This is a genomic window from Roseivirga sp. YIW32, from assembly GCF_057219245.1.
On sequence record NZ_JBXVVG010000002.1, the window covers coordinates 412,188 to 429,078 of the forward strand.

A 16,891-nucleotide genomic window follows, 5' to 3' on the forward strand; every position below is an offset into this window, starting at 1 on the left:
CAAAAATTCGTAAAAAACTTATTCCCAGTTATTTTGGTGCGCAAAATTACACGTTCAGGTTTAATATTAAAAGCAAACCTCAAAAAATATAGGATAACATGAGGCTTGTTTGAGGGTAAGGCATGGGAGAGCAGGATAATAATCAAGTATTTACAAATCAATTACTTAAGTGGTATGCCTCAGAAAAGCGCGAGCTGCCCTGGCGGAATACCAAAGACCCTTATCGCATCTGGCTTTCGGAGGTCATCCTTCAACAAACGCGCATTCAACAAGGCCTGCCCTATTACGAACGATTCGTTCAAACCTTTCCCAACGTACACTCTTTGGCTGAGGCTAAGGAAGAGGAAGTCTTGCGCTTGTGGCAAGGACTGGGCTATTACTCCAGGGCCCGAAATCTACATGCCTGTGCCCGACAGGTCGTTGAAGCTTATGATGGACGTTTTCCAGAGAGTTATGCCCAACTACTCGAATTGAAAGGTATTGGTCAATATACTGCTGCAGCCATTGCTTCTTTCGCCTTTGATAAGGCACATGCTGTAGTAGATGGCAATGTGTTTCGGGTCTTGAGTCGCTATTTTGGCATCAGCGATGACATTAGCGAAGCCCGTAGCTTCAAGGTATTTGAAGCCAAAGCGAATGCGCTCATTCCTTCAACCAACGCCGCCAATTTCAATCAGGGGATCATGGACTTTGGGGCGATTCAGTGCAAACCGAAGCAACCCCATTGTGCGTTATGTCCATTGTCTGCTACCTGCTTTGCCTTTAACAAGGGAATGATCGGGCAGCTCCCGGTAAAAAGCAAAAAGATCAAGGTCAGGAAGCGTTACTTCAACTACCTCGTCATCTCGTATGGTGAAGACTACTTGATGAAGGCAAGAGGAGAAAAAGACATTTGGCAAGGAATGTATGATTTTGCCCTTCTTGAAAGTAAAAAGAGCCAGTCCGTGGTGAACACCTTAGAGGCTTTTGAAAAGAAGAATGGATTCTCTGTAGCCCATCATCACGGCCCAGTAAAGCACGTGCTCTCTCATCAACAGATTTTTGCTCAATTCATAGGGCTAAAGGTGCAAGATTTCGATACCTTTGAACAGTTAAAAAAAGAATTTGACTGCCAAGTCTTTTCGGCAGATCAGATCGAAGCACTTCCCAAACCTATTCTGATAGAGAAATATTTGAAGGAAGTTGTTTTTTCAGTAGATTCAATGACAAAGAACTAGCGATATGGCAGGTGTAAACAAAGTAATATTGGTCGGTAACTTGGGGAAAGATCCTGAAGTAAGGCATCTCGATAATGGCAGAGCCGTTGCCAACTTTTCTATTGCAACAAGTGAAACCTACAAAAACAAAGCAGGAGACAAAGTCACCAATACAGAATGGCACAATGTGGTGCTATGGACTCCTCTTGCTGAGATCGCTGAGCGTTTTTTGAAGAAGGGTAGCCAAGTATACATTGAAGGCAAACTGACCACGCGTTCTTGGGACGACCAAGACGGAAATAAACGCTATACTACCGAAGTTGTGGGTAGAGAAATGACCCTCTTGGGTAGCCGAGACAGCAATGGAGATAGCAGCGGTGGTGGCATGTCTTCAAGCCAAAACACTATGGCTTCGCCGACAGAAAGCCCCGTTTCAAGTATTCCTGAAGATGATTCAGACGATCTTCCATTCTAATGTTGGACTAAAAATTATACTTTGGATTTCCCAGACGAACCCGAGCCGAGTTTAGCGTTATTGTTGCAGCTTTCTGAACTAAGCACTCCTTACATTCTTTTGAATGTATTCGCCTTTGTTGCATTGATTTTTTCAAGCTCATTGATCTCTGGATCTGAAGTGGCCTTCTTTTCTTTATCAAAAGAACAAGTGAACTCCTTGGACCAGAACGCCAAAGCTGACAAAGCGATCATTTCTCTTCTCAACAGAAAAAGACAACTTTTGGCCACCATCTTGATCTTAAATAACCTGGTCAACATTGCGATCGTTACCCTATCTACCTTCTTTACCTGGTCTATTGTTGGAAGCAACACCACAGAAGGAAAGATCGTTGTGGTCCTTTCGGCAGTTGTCACATTTATCATCCTGTTCTTCGGTGAAGTGGTTCCCAAAAACCTGGCCAACCAGCACAACCTTCCTTTTGCGCGTCTCACCGGCCGTGCCTTGTTTGTTGGAGAAAAATTATTCCGCCCTTTCTCTTTTTTACTGATCTCGGTCACCAACATCATTGAGAAAAATGTGGAGAAAAAAGGGAGAGACATTACGGTACATGAATTGAATCAGGCTTTGGAGATCACTACCGGTGAGGATACTACCGTAGAAGAAAAAGGAATTTTAAAAGGCATCGTGAACTTCAGCACCCTGAGTGTAAAACAGGTAATGCGTTCGAGAATGGACCTTACGGCGCTGGATATAGAGCTGGATTTCCACGAGTTAATGGACAAGATCAACAAAAGTGGCTTTTCCAGAATTCCCATTTTCAGGGAGACCATCGACAAGATCGAAGGCATTTTATACATAAAAGACCTCATCGGTCACATAGAGGAGGATGAAAACTTTGCCTGGCAAGAGCTTCTTCGCCCGGGTTTCTTCGTTCCAGAGAACAAAAAGGTCGATAGCCTTTTAAAGGATTTCCAGGAACAGCGTGTACATATTGCCATTGTGGTAGACGAGTACGGCGGCACCTCCGGGTTGATCACCATGGAGGATATCATTGAAGAAATTGTCGGTGAGATCAACGATGAATACGACGATGAAGAGATCGCATTTAACAAGCTCGATCAATCAACCTATATTTTTGAGGGAAAAACCAGCCTACACGACTTCTGCAAGGTAGTTGATATTGAGCCCTCAGAGTTTGATGATGTAAAGGGGGAAAGCGAATCGTTGGGAGGTCTTTTGCTCGAATTGAGCAATAAACTTCCACGCGCTGGTGAAAAAATTGAATTCAAGCGTTTTCTTTTTACCATTGTGGCCGTAGACTTAAGGCGTATCAAACGCGTTAGAGTATTGATAAGGCCCAATGCATAAGATTAGTCCTTTCTTCTTTATCACCATACTGCTTCTTGCATTCAGTTGCGAGGAGGCCTATACACCCAAACCCAAAGGATTTAACCGCATTGACCTACCGGAACATAGCTATCGCGTATTGCCTGATTCATTTCCTTATCAGTTTGAATATTCGAAACTCTCTACGCTTGAATCTGCCCAATCAAAATTTTCAGAGCGATACTGGATCACCTTGAATTACGAAGACTTTGAAGCCATCGTGCAGTTGACCTACAAAAACCTGCAGGACCCCTCCATTGACACGGATGTGTTGCTCAATGAGGCCTTTGAATTGACCAAGCAACATCAGGTAAAAGCCTACTCCATTGAAGAAAGTCTAGTCGCCCTGCGCAACGGACAGGTGGCCAGTATTGCAGAACTAGAAGGCGAAGTACCGACGCAATTTCAGTTTTATACATCTGATAGCACCCAACACTTTTTTCGTGGCGCCTTGTACTTTAATACGGCCATGAAAAACGACTCCTTAGCCCCGGTGATCGAATTCATCAAGACGGACATCATGCATATGCTCAATACGTTTGAGTGGACGTATGACCACCCCTAACTCCTCATGGAAGGAAGGAAAAGATTGCTTCATTCAGCTGTGCTTCTTTCGCAATGACGAAAACAAATTAGAACGGCATTGTGAGCGAAGAATGAGCAAAGCAATCTCTTTTCTTCAATTGTTTTTCGAGTTATAGAAATGAAGTTTAATTTCACACTATGCCCTCATTCTTCGATACGAGCATCGAATTTCTGAAAGGTGTAGGTCCCCAAAAAGCAGCGTTGATCCAAAAGGAACTGGCTATTTTTACCTATGGAGACCTTATCCAGCACTACCCTTTCCGTTATGAGGACAGAACTACCTTCCATCCGATTAGCCAAGTCAGCGCCGACATGCCTTTTGTACAACTCAAAGGAAGGGTCACGCGATTGGAAACCATGGGAGAAGGAAGAAAGAAACGTCTGGTTGCACGTTTTGCCGACGAAACCGGAGAAATGGAGTTGGTCTGGTTCAAAGGAATTCCTTGGGTGAGTAAAAAGCTGCAGTCTGGAGTAGATTATGTTGTCTTTGGAAAGCCTAGCGCTTTTGGCAGAAAACTGAATATCGCCCACCCAGAGCTGGAGGTACTGACCTCTCAAAATGCCAATGCCGGCTTCTTGCAGCCTGTTTATCATAGCTCGGAAAAACTCAAGGCAAAATTCATAGATAGCAAAGCCATTGGCAAGATGATCCGCCAGGTCATGGTCTTAGCGGAAGCACAGATCCAAGAAACTTTACCACCTCATTTAATCGACCAATTTGGTCTGATCTCAAAACCGCTTGCCCTGTGGCATATTCATTTTCCGAGCAACCTGGAATTGCTGAAAAAAGCTCAATATCGACTCAAATTTGAAGAGCTCTTTTACGTTCAATTGAGGCTCTTAAAGCTAAAGCTCAGCCGAATTGAAAAATACAAAGGTCAGGTGTTTAGAGATTCGGCTCTGCTCACTCAATTTTACAACGAAAACTTACCCTTTGATTTGACTGGTGCCCAAAAACGGGTGATCAAAGAAATTTACCACGACATGAAGTCGGGCAAACAAATGAACCGACTGCTGCAAGGGGATGTGGGCTCTGGAAAGACCATCGTTGGTTTTATTTGCATGCTCCTGGCCGTGAGTTCAGGCGCTCAATGTTCTATGATGGCCCCGACCGAAATTCTCGCAGATCAACACTATCAAGGGCTAAAGGAGTATGCTGATCTGCTAGGCATCAAGATCGCTAAGCTCACGGGCTCTACGAAAACAGCCGCTCGCAGAGAGATCCATGCTGGCTTACTCGATGGTAGCCTCAAAATCTTGGTGGGTACTCACGCCTTGATCGAAGATAAAGTGCAGTTTAAGAACCTGGGGTTAGCGATCATTGATGAGCAGCATCGTTTTGGTGTGGCGCAACGTGCCAAGCTATGGCGCAAAAACACCACTCAATACCCACATATTCTGGTCATGACCGCCACTCCTATTCCAAGAACCTTGGCCATGACGCTGTATGGTGACCTGGATGTTTCGGTGATAGATGAATTGCCCTCGGGCAGGAAACCCATCAAAACCATCCATCAATACGATTCCAAGCGATTGGAAGTATTTGGTTTCATGAAACAAGAGATCAAGAAAGGCCGACAGATCTATGTCGTTTATCCATTGATCGAGGAGTCGGAAAAGCTTGACCTCAAGGACCTGATGGACGGCTATGAAAGTATTGCCAGGGCTTTCCCTGAGCATCACATCAGCATTGTCCACGGCAAGATGAAACCGCAGGATAAGGATTTTGAAATGCAGCGTTTTGTTCGGCACGAAACGCAGCTCATGGTCGCTACAACGGTCATTGAAGTAGGTGTCAATGTCCCCAATGCTACGGTTATGGTCATCGAAAATGCTGAGCGTTTCGGGCTGGCGCAACTGCACCAGCTGCGCGGCCGCGTAGGCCGCGGTGCCGAACAATCGTACTGTGTGCTGATGACAGATGTCAAATTGAGTAAGGAAGCCCGCACTCGATTGGAAACCATGGTGCGCACCAATAATGGTTTTGAGATCGCCGATGTAGACCTCAAGCTACGAGGGCCAGGTGATATCACGGGAACGCAGCAATCGGGTGTATTGGATCTTTTGATCGCCGATATTGCCAAAGACTTTTCTATTCTCCAGGCGGCCAGAAATGCTGCCTCTGACCTTTTGGACAAGGATCCTGAACTGAAGAATCCTGAGAATTATAACATCGCCAGACACATCAGCTCGTTGAAGAAGTCGGTGGTGAATTGGGGAAGGATTTCTTAACAGTTGAATGTTAAGTGCTCACACTAAAAACTTAACCCCGATAAATCCTTTCTGTTAAACGCTTGAAACTTAATAGCCTTTAGCTAAGACACCTCTACTTGCTAAAAAGAAAAATTTGTCCAATGTTATTGAAAGCATCTTCTGTACTAATTCCCCTCCCTATTAAGGAAGGGCCGGGGCCTGCCTACTGGTAAAGGCAAGGTGGTTGAACAAACCCAAAGCCCACCAAGTTCTACCAATGGTATTGACCCCCTTTGATCAAAAGACTAACTTCAACCCAAAATCAACGTCATGCAAAAGATCCAACTCTTCCTCTCAGCAATAAGCCTTGTTGTTTTTGCCCTTGCCTGTAATGCACCAAGCGAAAAGCAAAATGAAACAAGTGTTGCTGGCAACCCACCTGCTGAAGGCTTCAATCTGGCCGGTTCAGATGCCAAGGCCATTGCCATTGCGGATGAGGTAATGGAAGCCATGGGTGGCCGAGAAGCCTGGGACAATACACAGTATGTTTGCTGGAAATTCTTTGGTAGAGATGCCTTAGTTTGGGACAAATGGACAGGAAATGTACGCATTGATGCAGCGAATGGAATGACTTACCTGACCAATATCAATGACGAAAGCGGTCGCGCATTCAAGGAGGGCAGAGAAATTACCGATGCTGATTCCGTTGCTAACTTGATGCAACAAGCGAAAAGCATTTGGATCAATCATTCCTATTGGTTGGTGATGCCGTTCAAACTGAAGGATTCTGGGGTGACCCTGACCTATGTGGGTGAAGAGACTACTCAAGACGGCCAAATGGCTGATAAGCTGAACCTGACCTTCGAAGGTGTAGGAAGAACTCCACAAAACATGTACTACGTTTGGGTTGACAAAGAGACCCGACTTGTCAGCCAATGGGCGTATTTCCCATCTACAGATGCTGAAGAACCCCGCTTCGTCATGCCATGGAAGCAATATGAACAGCATGGAGAAATCTTGCTTTCAGCAAGCAGAGGTGAGCGAGGAATGGAAGACATTATGGTCTTTGATGAATTGCCAGAGACTGTGTTTACCTCTTCTGAAAAGCCTGACCTCAACGCTATGATGCAATAAAATTAGCACGTCATCCTGAACTTGTTTCAGGATCTCTTTACTTTTCCATGGATTACAATAATTAGAGGCTGAAACAAGTTCAGCATGACGATTACTTTTTCTATTTTTCGTTCTATGAAAAACCTCCTCCTACTCTTTTCTTTACTTTTTATGCTCTCCTGTTCAAGCGACAAGAAAGAAGAGACCAACCAACAAATACCTTTTTGGCAACCGCTTGAATCAGGCGTGAGGGCCAGTTTCCGAGGATTATCCGCTGTTTCCGATCAAGCAGCCTGGGCTAGCGGAAGCAGAGGCACCGTCATCAGAACAACAGACGGAGGGGACACTTGGGAAAATGTGGCTATTTCTGGAGCTGACACCTTAGATTTTCGTGATATAGAAGCCTTTGACGCAAATACTGCTATTGTCCTAAGTGCAGGCTTACCGGCAGTGATCTATAAAACGACAGATGGTGGACAAAACTGGGAACAGAAATATTTCAGCATGGCAGAAGGCACATTCTATGATGCCATGGACTTCTGGAATGAACAGGAAGGCATTGCCTTTGGTGACGCCATCGATGGTAGGCTTTTGATCCTTAGAACTTTTGATGGAGGAGAAACCTGGGAAGAACTGCCATTTGACCAAAGACCACGAGCCCTAGAAGGACAAGGTGGCTTTGCAGCCAGTGGCACTTGTCTGCGAACGGTTGGCAACAACGCCGTGTATATCGGTTTAGGCGGACAAGAAGCCAGTGTACACTACTCCACCGATAAAGGAGAGACCTGGCAAAAGACCATTTCACCGATTCAATCCGGTGAACCTACTGAAGGCATTTTCTCCATTTATTTTAAGAATGAAATGGAAGGCATAATGGTCGGTGGAGATTATCGGGGAGACTCGTTGACAGCCATCAATGCCGCTTACACCACCAATGGTGGACGCACCTGGTTGCCAGTGATGTCGAGCATGAAACCAAAAGGCTATCGTTCGGGAGTCGCCATTTGGAAGAATTATGTCTTTGCTGTTGGCCGAGAAAGCTGCGATTACTTTAAAGAGGGAGATGAAGCCTATAGCCCTATGGAAGGTCAGTATTATGCGGTGGACGTCTCGAGAGATGGCGAAGCCGTTTGGGCTAGTGGACCGAGAGGTGCTGTTGCGAAATTGATATTTCGCGAGCAGTAATGAGTATTGAGACCTTCTTTAGATACAAAATGCACATCAAAAGAAGATATGAGCGATGACTTAGAGATTCCCGCCTGCGCAGGAATGACGAAGAGAAAAAGTAGTGAGCAGCGATTCTCAATACGCAATACCCTCAACTCAATACTACAACCCTGCGCCGGCTATGATCTCCTCTACCACCTCAGGATTCAACAAGGTTGAGGTATCTCCTAAATTCGAAACATCCTTGCTCGCTACTTTGCGCAAAATGCGTCGCATGATCTTTCCTGACCGTGTTTTAGGTAAACCCGGAACGATCTGCACGATGTCAGGCTTAGCAATCGGACCGATGATATTCCTAACCGTTTCTTTGATCTCCGCGATCAGGTTCTCTTCTGTACGCCCTTCCATGTCGCAGATCACATAGGCGTAAATACCCTGTCCTTTCACGTCATGCGGATAGCCTACTACTGCCGATTCCACCACTTTTGGATGCTCGTTGATGGCATTTTCTACCTCTGCCGTGCCCATTCTGTGCCCGGAGACATTGATGACATCATCTACTCTACCGAGAATTCTAAGGTAACCGTCATGGTCGCGTTTAGCGCCATCACCCGTAAAGTACATGCCTTTGTATGCACTGAAATAAACATTTCTGCACTTTTCATGATCGCCATAGGTAGTGCGGATCATCGAAGGCCATGGGAATTTGATGCATAGGTTGCCCTCCACATTATTCCCCGTTAATTCTTTTCCCTCAGCATCTACGATCACCGGTTGAATACCAGGAAGTGGTAAGGAAGCGTGTGCCGGTTTGTTCGGCGTAATGCCCGCTAGGGCTGAGATCATGATCCCTCCCGTTTCGGTCTGCCACCAGGTATCGACCAACGGACAATTTCCTTTTCCAATGTGCGAATGGTACCAATGCCAGGCTTCTTCGTTGATCGGTTCACCTACTGAGCCGATCACTTTTAACGAGTCTAGCTTGTATGGCTCAAGCGGTTCCAGGCCATGGGCCTGCAAGGCACGAATGGCCGTTGGAGCAGTATAGAATTGGTTGACTTGGTATTTGTCGCAAATGGCCCAGAACCTTCCGGCATCGGGGAAGGTCGGGACACCTTCAAACATCAGCGTGGTGGCCCCAGCCAGTAGCGGACCATAGACAATATAGCTATGACCCGTGATCCAACCGATGTCGGCAGTACACCAATAAATGTCTCCTTGTGTGTATTGAAATACGTTCTCAAATGAATATTGTGCATACACCATGTAGCCACCCGTGGTATGCACCACTCCTTTTGGTTTGCCTGTAGAACCGGAGGTGTAAAGAATAAAAAGCATATCCTCTGAATCCATCTCTTGGGCTTTGTAGTCGGTCGATTGCCCCTCGATCGCGTCATGCCACCAAATGTCACGCCCCTCCACCATGGTCACTTCATCATTCGTGCGCTGATACACAATGACCTTTTCAATCGAAACGCATTTTTCGAGCGCCTCATCCACCACTGCTTTCACCGGAATGCGCTTGGCTCCGCGGAAGTTTCCGTCAGAGGTTAGAACGGCTTTGGCCGAGCAATCATTGATGCGGTCAGCCAAGGCAGAAGATGAAAAGCCTGCAAAAACGACAGAGTGGATCGCACCAATTCGTGCACAAGCCAACATCGCTACAGCTGCCTCCGGCACCATTGGCATATAAATGATCACCCGATCTCCTTTACCTATGCCCTGGGCTTCCAAGGCATTGCAAAACTGATTGGTCATTTCATAGAGTTCGCGATAGGTGATGGTTCTGCCTTCTTCGTTGGGGTCATTCGGCTCCCATAAGATCGCAGGCGTGTCGCCTTTGGTGTGTAAATAACGTTCAAAGATATTCTCCGTAATGTTCAGCTTCCCATTCACAAACCATTTCACATCGGGACCATCAAAATTCCATTCTAAGGTTTTATCCCAGGCTTTCTTCCAATGAAACGACTCAGCGATTCTGTCCCAAAAGGCTTCAGGTTCCAAAACAGATTTTTGGTATTCATGAATGTACCCGGAAAGGGTTTGAATTTTATGGCTCATAGGTGTTGAGTTGACTTGTCAGTAAGAAATTACCAATAAACAATTGGCTGAATAAGTTAAGGGATTCCGTTTTCAGCCACAATGCCAAAAGTAAAAATGGTAGGATAGTTCACCCAAAATACAAACTCTTCATTTTTGCAGCGACCTTTTACTCGTTTCTTAACGCATATGCCGGATTAATCCTGGCCGTTTTTATCGAAAGGATGCTGATCGTAAGCAGAATCAAGAGCAGCAAACCCATGGCCGTTATAATAAATACCGATGCGCTGATACCATTTTGATAGGTAAAATTACCCATCCAATTCTGCATAAGACTGAAAGTAATAGGCACTGCGACCATTGTGGAAACCAGACCAACAAGGATAAACCTTGTGTTGATCAATAGTAAGATTTGCCCAATAGAAGCACCCAAAACTTTCCTGATTCCTATCTCCTTGACGCGTTGCTTTATGGCGATCAACACGATACCGATAAGACCAGCGATAGACAAGAAAATAGAGATTCCAGATAAAAGCGTTGTCAGCAGCAGCGTTCTAGATTCTTCTTGATACATCTCATCTATTTGTTGATCTAAAAACCCATACTCAAACCTAAGTTCAGGATAGAACTCTGCAAATGCACTTTCCAATTCATTGACACTGGAGGTAAAATCAACCTTATCCAATTTAACCAATATTTTATTGTAACTCTGAGGTCTGATCGTCATGATCAAAGGCCTGATCGGTGTATGTAAAGATTGGTAATGGAAGTCTTTTACAACACCCACAATTTGTCCTTTAATCAGGTTTTCATTGAAATTCCAAACGATATTTTCTCCGACTCCAGACACCAATCCCAATTCCTTTATCGCAGTCTCATTCATAACAAATGAAGTTCCTGCTGAGTCAGCAGCTAAGCCAATATCCAAAAAGCGTCCTTCCTTCAGTTCAATATCCAATACGGCCAATGCTTCTTTATCAACAAAAATTTCTAAAGCATCTATGCTTCTTGTTGGATCAGCTTCGGCATACAACGAGTGTTGATTGAATTGTCCGCCGGGAGGGTTAGATATAGTCGAAGCTTCTTTTACCCCAGCGATTTGCCTCAATCGATTCTTTATGATTTCAGAACGATCTTCCCAATTGTCAATATCAATCATCACAAGGTTTTCAGCTGAAAAACCTAAGTCTTTATTCTTGATAAACCTGATCTGATCAGAGATGATCAAACTACCTGAGATCATGATAATTGCCGCTACGAATTGAATGCCCAATAAGGCCATTCTCACCCTAGCACCACCAATCTTCTTTCCCCCTGCTCCTTTGAGGATGTCTCCAGGCTTAAATGCGTTAAGATAAATCGAAGGGTAAGCAGCCGCTAGAATCGCAGTGAGCGTTGTGATAACGATTAGAAAACCCAGTGATTGAGTAGTCAAAATCAAGTCAGTATCGATATTTCCTGATACCAGGTGATTAAATTTTGCTTCTAATCCTCTGATGCTAAAAAGTGCCAATATCAAGGCTGCATAAGAAATCAGAATAGTCTCGAAAACGAACTGCGTAAGTAACTGTCCTTTACGCGCACCCAAGGTTTTCTTGACTCCAACCTCTTTCAGTCTTTGAGCCGAACGTGCTGTACTCAGGTTCACAAAATTGATGACTGAAATCAACAATATAAACAAGCCGGAAACGCCATAAATGATCAAATAGGTCATGCTACTGTTTGCCTCAAGTTCCCATCTGATATTAGATTTCAAATGAATATTGGTAATAGGCTGAAGTGCGAACTTGACCTCGCCTTGCCGAAGACTTTCCAGGTCTTCTTGAGGCCAATTCAAATATTTTATTGCAAAATCAGGAATTTTAGATTCGACATTTTGGGCCGAAGAACCAGCTTTCAATTTCACATAATTAAAATGTCCAAAATCGCCCCACGATAGCCAGGCATCATTAAAGCTCATAGACTTCAGTGTCATGTAAGAGATCAAGAAATTGAAGTGAAAATGAGACTCCAGCGGGAAATCTTCCACCACACCAACAACCTCAAGCATATCTGTACTAGGTCCAAATGAAAGTCTGTTACCTAAAGCCTCCTCACCTAAGAAATAGCGCTCAGCCATAGATTGAGAAAGGACCACCCCATTTACTGTCTGCAATGCCGTTTCCGGATTCCCCTCAATAAACTTGACGTCAAATACATCGAAAAATGTACTATCTGCAAAGAAGCCATCAGGCTCTTCGAAAGTGATATTCGATTTCTCCAAAGTAATGGGAATAGTAACTTTTGTTAAGCCAGGACCATAAATTGGCGAAAGAGTCACGGCAGTCTCTACTTCTGGAATATCAGAAACCATGGCCTGTGCCATAGGGTGAGGCGTACGGGTCTGTGGATTTTCATTCATCCACGCCACACGATAAATATCTTCTGAGCGTTCATGAAATTTATCGTAGGACAATTCTCTATTGACATGTAGATAAATGAGCCCACAAACTGTAAAGGCTAAGACAAGACCAATAAGATTAAATGCTGTGCTTGCTTTTTGCCTCCACATACCGCGAATAGCAAATTTGAAATAACTGTTGTACATGATGAGAAAATTTGATTGTTGACCAATTTTTTTTAGAGCAAAAGGACGTAGAAAATGAAGGGCATGAAACCAGTAACTAAAAGCCGCTGTGAATCGCGAGTTTCGAGTTCTGAGTTCCTGGTAATGCTCAAAGAGATCTCCTTCAATTTCTTCCAGAAGTTCGTCTTTGCAGACCAATCGCAATAGACGTTCCGGTGCTTTTGGGGGTTGATATAGTCGTTCAGGTGCCACTAAGGTTGAGCCCTTTTAGTACGACATCGGGTATTTGGTTGAATAATGCATTGCGCATTTGATAGGTGTGTTCCAATGCCTTTTTTCCTTCCGCAGTGATATGGAACAGGCGTTTTCTTCGTCCTCCTCTTTCGTGAGTAGCCTCAGCAAGGTCAGATTTCAAAAAGCCCTTTTCCTGTAGTCGGCTTAAGGCAGAGTGAACGGCTCCTATGGCTACCTTTCGATTGGTTTGGCTGATGATCTCCTCCCGAATGTTCAATCCATAAGCTTCAGGATGTAAGACACCGACAATCAGTAACACCAGTTCTTCAAATTCACCTAATTGTGTTCCTTTCATCTATCAAAATTCGTATTTGTAGAACAAACATAAGAAGCAAATTCTACATTTATGAAACTTGATATAAATTATTGCTTTTCGCGTTGAAAAGAACACCTAGACCTTGTCTAAAATCCTTCCATCATTGACATGATAAAAATTACTCTCAATGTCTAGGGCTTGAAAAAAACCGATCGAGCGTTCGGGTCGGGCATCGGTAATGAAGATCTGACCAAAGCGATCGGATGCGACCATTTCGATCAACTTGGCGATTCTTGTATCATCCAACTTGTCGAAGATGTCATCCAAGAGCAGAATGGGGTCTTGGCCCTTGTGTTCCTTCAAAAAATCATAGTTGGCTAATTTCAAGCTGATCAGATAGGACTTTTGTTGTCCCTGTGAACCAAACTTCTTGATGGGCTTGGCTTCCATCTGAAACTCAAAGTCGTCTTTATGGACTCCTACATTCGTTCGTTTCAATGCAAGGTCCTTTTTTATTGACTTCTCGAATTGGGCATCAATGGGCGCATGAAAATGAGAAGCATAAGATATATCGACTGCCTCACCATGGTCACTGACCTCTTCATAGTGCTCAGATAAAAGTGGCTTGAAGAAGGCCAAAGCCTCTTTTCTCTTTTCATAAATGAACGTGCCTAGCTCGATGAGCTTTGCCGTATACGGGGCCAACTGATCTGCATGAAAAGTATGTTGCTCAGCAAAGCGCTTCAGTAAGCTATTTCTCTGTTTTAAGACATGGTTGTAATTGATCAAATGTTGGAGATACACCGGATCCGTTTGACTCAAAATAGCGTCAAAAAACTTACGTCGCTCATCGCTCGCACCGCGAATCACATCCGTATCATTCGGTGCGATCATGACCACGGGAATCTTACCGACATGCTCACTTGCTTTTTTGTAGGGTACATTATCCCACTTGATCTGCTTTTTCTTTCCTAGTTCCAAGGCGCAGAGCACCACGCCTCTTTTCTCGCCAAAAGCAACCTCTCCTTTGATGGAAAAAAAGCTTTCCTCATGTCGCACACAGAGTTGATCTTGACTTTGTTCTGCACTTTTTGTGAGCGCCAGGTAATAAATAGCGTCCAGAAGATTGGTCTTTCCACTACCATTTGGTCCTAAAAAACAGTTCACCTGTGAGGAAAAGCTGAGCTTTGCCTCCTGATAATTTTTGAAATTGGCGAGTCTGATGGATTCCAGATGCATTAGTTTCAAAGTTGAACGTTTTTGTCTTATTTTCGCAGTCCGAATTGAATTATTGACGAATCGGGTGAAACCCATCAAAATACAAACACATGGCAGCTACTAAAGCGAAAACAACCAAAGCCAAGGCGACAAAAAAGCCAAAGTTTGACAAAGACACCTACATGTTCTGGTTTGAGAACATGATGCTTCAAAGAAGATTTGAAGAAAAAGCAGGCCAATTGTATGGCCAGCAGAAGATCAAAGGTTTTTGTCACCTCTACATTGGTCAAGAAGCTTGTTCTAGTGGTTCTGTTACGGCACTGAAAGAAGGTGACAAATGGATCACGGCCTACAGAGATCATGGGCAACCTCTTGCGCTTGGGACGGACCCGGGTAAGGTGATGGCCGAATTAATGGCGAAAGCCACAGGCATCTCAAAAGGAAAAGGCGGCTCCATGCACATGTTTGATAAAGAAAAGGGATTTTTTGGAGGACATGGTATTGTTGGCGGTCAAGTGCCATTAGGTGCGGGCATCGCTTTCGCCGAAAAGTACAAAGGAACAGATAACCTGTGCATTTGTATGATGGGAGATGGAGCTGTACGACAAGGTGCCTTCCACGAAGCCCTAAACATGGCCATGACCTGGAAACTTCCGGTGATCTTCGTGATCGAAAATAATGGTTATGCCATGGGTACCTCAGTAGCCAGAACCTCGAACGTGAGGGAATTGTACACCCTGGGTGAAGGATATGACATGCCTTCGGCTCCGGTTGATGCCATGAACCCAGAAAACGTGCATGTAGCGGTAGAAGAAGCCGCTGATAGAGCCCGAAGAGGCGACGGCCCAACACTGCTGGAATTTAGAACCTATCGATTCAAGGGGCACTCTATGTCGGATCCGGCGAAGTACAGAACCAAAGAAGAACTGCAAGAGTACAAAGACAGGGATCCTATTGAATATGTACGTGCAAAACTCATTGAAAACAAATGGGCTACTGAAGAAGAATTGAAAGAGATCGATAAAAAGATCAAAGCCGATGTGGTGGAATATGTAAAGTTTGCAGAAGAGTCTCCTTACCCGGATGCCTCAGAGGCATACAAGGATGTTTACATGCAAGAGGACTATCCTTACATATTAGAATAAGTAGAATCCATTGTTTTCAACAATTTCTTTATATTTGCGACCTAATTTTTGAGAGATGGCGGAAGAGCAAAAAAAGTCTGGTAAAAACTCTATTGAAAAGTTCAAATCGGAGGTTGGACCTATTGGCTTTATTGGTGCGATTGTAGGTTTAGTGGTTTTAGTTGGCGCGAGCGTCGTGTTCTTTTTGAACTTTAGACAAGATCAACGAAACGAGGAGGCTCAAAATGAGATCTTCCAAGCACAGTATTACTACGAAAAGGATAGCTTAGACTATGCCCTTAATGGTGATGGAAGAAACTTAGGTTTTGTCCAGATCGTAGATATTTACAGCGGTACAGAAGTGGCCAATTTAGCAAGCTTTTATGCCGGTGCATCCTATTTGAAGCTCCGCGATTTCCAAATGGCTGCAGATTATCTTGAGGGCTTTTCTTCTGAAGAAGAAATCGTCATGGCACGTGCATTGAAGCTTTTAGGTGATGCGTACATGGAGCTAGGCAATTTCTCAGATGCGGCTAAAAACTATGTGAGTGCTGCCAATACTGTAGATGATCAATTCTTTTCTCCTTCTTACCTCATGAGTGCTTCTTTGGCCTTTGAACGAGGTGGAGAGTTACAAAAAGCGATCGATGTATTGGATCAGATCGTCACAGATTATAAGGAAGCAACCAACGAAGTGTTGGAAGCACGAAAACAAAAAGCACGATTGGAAATCCTTGCCGGTCGTTAATGAAGAAATTAAAACATTAACTATTTAAGGTAAGGCTGCGGTCTTACCTTTTTTTATTTACCGTTATGGCATCAAGTATTAAGAATCTTAGCGAATACAGTGGGAAAAACGTCCTGGACGTGAGCAAGAAAAAATTCGGCATCGTTGTTTCAGAATGGAACGAGGAGGTAACAGAAGCACTGTACAATGGGGCGTATGAAACCCTATTAAGCCATGGTGCTAAAAAAGAGCACATCATTCGAAAAACTGTACCCGGCAGTTTTGAGCTTTCTTTAGGCGGACAATGGATGGCACAGCAAGAAGATATCGATGCTGTGATCTGTATTGGTTGTGTGATTCAAGGAGAAACCAAACATTTTGATTTCATCTGCGATGCTGTTGCGCAAGGCATTACCAACGTATCGCTCAAATACAACAAACCTGTGATCTTTGGTGTGCTCACACCAAATACGCAAAAACAAGCTTTAGACAGGGCGGGAGGTAAATACGGTAACAAGGGAGATGAAGCGGCCATTACCGCCATCAAAATGCTCGGTTTTTAATCATCA

Annotated in this window: 14 protein-coding genes; 10 read left to right on the plus strand and 4 right to left on the minus strand. The window is 44.2% G+C overall.

Features of this window, described 5'->3' with window-relative positions; genetic code table 11:
• The first annotated feature begins 122 nt into the window (after positions 1-122).
• The 7 genes from mutY to AC2D6U_RS10710 all read left to right on the plus strand — a co-directional run bounded on the left by mutY (position 123) and on the right by AC2D6U_RS10710 (position 8,115).
• A complete protein-coding gene (gene mutY / locus AC2D6U_RS10680) occupies positions 123-1,217 on the plus strand; it encodes an A/G-specific adenine glycosylase (RefSeq protein WP_484720973.1) in 1,095 nt (364 codons plus the stop codon).
• 4 nt (positions 1,218-1,221) lie between these two features.
• Positions 1,222-1,671 (plus strand): single-stranded DNA-binding protein, encoded by a 450-nt coding sequence (locus AC2D6U_RS10685; RefSeq protein WP_484720974.1) that lies wholly within the window; start codon positions 1,222-1,224, stop codon positions 1,669-1,671.
• A gap of 21 nt (positions 1,672-1,692) precedes the next feature.
• Complete coding sequence (gene gldE, locus AC2D6U_RS10690) at positions 1,693-3,021, plus strand: gliding motility-associated protein GldE (protein WP_484720975.1); 1,329 nt, start codon at positions 1,693-1,695, stop codon at positions 3,019-3,021.
• Complete coding sequence (gene gldD / locus AC2D6U_RS10695) at positions 3,014-3,604, plus strand: gliding motility lipoprotein GldD (RefSeq protein WP_484720976.1); 591 nt, start codon at positions 3,014-3,016, stop codon at positions 3,602-3,604. Before gldE ends, gldD begins: the two co-directional genes overlap by 8 nt.
• Positions 3,605-3,762: 158 nt before the next feature.
• Positions 3,763-5,856, plus strand: a complete 2,094-nt coding sequence (gene recG / locus AC2D6U_RS10700) for an ATP-dependent DNA helicase RecG (RefSeq protein WP_484720977.1) — start codon at positions 3,763-3,765, stop codon at positions 5,854-5,856.
• Positions 5,857-6,147: 291 nt separating this feature from the next.
• The gene (locus tag AC2D6U_RS10705; protein WP_484720978.1) at positions 6,148-6,951 is read left to right on the plus strand and encodes a DUF6503 family protein; all 804 of its coding nucleotides are present in this window, start codon (positions 6,148-6,150) and stop codon (positions 6,949-6,951) included.
• A 114-nt stretch (positions 6,952-7,065) separates the two neighbouring features.
• Complete coding sequence (locus AC2D6U_RS10710) at positions 7,066-8,115, plus strand: WD40/YVTN/BNR-like repeat-containing protein (protein WP_484720979.1); 1,050 nt, start codon at positions 7,066-7,068, stop codon at positions 8,113-8,115.
• A 144-nt stretch (positions 8,116-8,259) separates the two neighbouring features.
• Here AC2D6U_RS10710 and acs read toward each other — a convergent pair whose 3' ends face one another.
• From acs to recF, 4 genes are all read right to left on the minus strand, one after another.
• A complete protein-coding gene (gene acs / locus AC2D6U_RS10715) occupies positions 8,260-10,158 on the minus strand; it encodes an acetate--CoA ligase (RefSeq protein WP_484720980.1) in 1,899 nt (632 codons plus the stop codon).
• A gap of 148 nt (positions 10,159-10,306) precedes the next feature.
• Complete coding sequence (locus AC2D6U_RS10720; protein ID WP_484720981.1) at positions 10,307-12,955, minus strand: ABC transporter permease; 2,649 nt, start codon at positions 12,953-12,955, stop codon at positions 10,307-10,309.
• A complete protein-coding gene (locus AC2D6U_RS10725) occupies positions 12,945-13,292 on the minus strand; it encodes a PadR family transcriptional regulator (RefSeq protein ID WP_484720982.1) in 348 nt (115 codons plus the stop codon). Before AC2D6U_RS10725 ends, AC2D6U_RS10720 begins: the two co-directional genes overlap by 11 nt.
• Before the next feature lie 96 nt (positions 13,293-13,388).
• Positions 13,389-14,492 carry a DNA replication/repair protein RecF gene (gene recF / locus AC2D6U_RS10730; protein ID WP_484720983.1) on the minus strand — a complete coding sequence of 368 codons (1,104 nt, stop codon included), beginning with the start codon at positions 14,490-14,492 and terminating at the stop codon, positions 13,389-13,391.
• A gap of 89 nt (positions 14,493-14,581) precedes the next feature.
• Between recF and pdhA the strand changes: the two genes are divergently transcribed.
• The 3 genes from pdhA to ribH all read left to right on the plus strand — a co-directional run bounded on the left by pdhA (position 14,582) and on the right by ribH (position 16,885).
• Complete coding sequence (gene pdhA, locus AC2D6U_RS10735; RefSeq protein WP_484720984.1) at positions 14,582-15,616, plus strand: pyruvate dehydrogenase (acetyl-transferring) E1 component subunit alpha; 1,035 nt, start codon at positions 14,582-14,584, stop codon at positions 15,614-15,616.
• A 55-nt stretch (positions 15,617-15,671) separates the two neighbouring features.
• Positions 15,672-16,343, plus strand: coding sequence for a tetratricopeptide repeat protein (locus AC2D6U_RS10740; RefSeq protein WP_484720985.1), 672 nt, complete (start codon positions 15,672-15,674; stop codon positions 16,341-16,343).
• Between the two features lie 65 nt (positions 16,344-16,408).
• Positions 16,409-16,885 carry a 6,7-dimethyl-8-ribityllumazine synthase gene (gene ribH / locus AC2D6U_RS10745; RefSeq protein WP_484720986.1) on the plus strand — a complete coding sequence of 159 codons (477 nt, stop codon included), beginning with the start codon at positions 16,409-16,411 and terminating at the stop codon, positions 16,883-16,885.
• Positions 16,886-16,891 lie beyond the last annotated feature (6 nt).

Excerpts from the sequence above, each read along its gene's own strand:
- mutY (WP_484720973.1), top strand. The coding sequence starts at position 123 with ATGGGAGAGCAGGATAATAATCAAGTATTTACAAATCAATTACTTAAG.
- AC2D6U_RS10685 (WP_484720974.1), top strand. The coding sequence starts at position 1,222 with ATGGCAGGTGTAAACAAAGTAATATTGGTCGGTAACTTGGGGAAAGAT.
- gldD (WP_484720976.1), top strand. The coding sequence starts at position 3,014 with ATGCATAAGATTAGTCCTTTCTTCTTTATCACCATACTGCTTCTTGCA.
- recG (WP_484720977.1), top strand. The coding sequence starts at position 3,763 with ATGCCCTCATTCTTCGATACGAGCATCGAATTTCTGAAAGGTGTAGGT.
- AC2D6U_RS10705 (WP_484720978.1), top strand. The coding sequence starts at position 6,148 with ATGCAAAAGATCCAACTCTTCCTCTCAGCAATAAGCCTTGTTGTTTTT.
- AC2D6U_RS10710 (WP_484720979.1), top strand. The coding sequence starts at position 7,066 with ATGAAAAACCTCCTCCTACTCTTTTCTTTACTTTTTATGCTCTCCTGT.
- acs (WP_484720980.1), bottom strand. The coding sequence starts at position 10,158 with ATGAGCCATAAAATTCAAACCCTTTCCGGGTACATTCATGAATACCAA.
- AC2D6U_RS10725 (WP_484720982.1), bottom strand. The coding sequence starts at position 13,292 with ATGAAAGGAACACAATTAGGTGAATTTGAAGAACTGGTGTTACTGATT.
- recF (WP_484720983.1), bottom strand. The coding sequence starts at position 14,492 with ATGCATCTGGAATCCATCAGACTCGCCAATTTCAAAAATTATCAGGAG.
- pdhA (WP_484720984.1), top strand. The coding sequence starts at position 14,582 with ATGGCAGCTACTAAAGCGAAAACAACCAAAGCCAAGGCGACAAAAAAG.
- AC2D6U_RS10740 (WP_484720985.1), top strand. The coding sequence starts at position 15,672 with ATGGCGGAAGAGCAAAAAAAGTCTGGTAAAAACTCTATTGAAAAGTTC.
- ribH (WP_484720986.1), top strand. The coding sequence starts at position 16,409 with ATGGCATCAAGTATTAAGAATCTTAGCGAATACAGTGGGAAAAACGTC.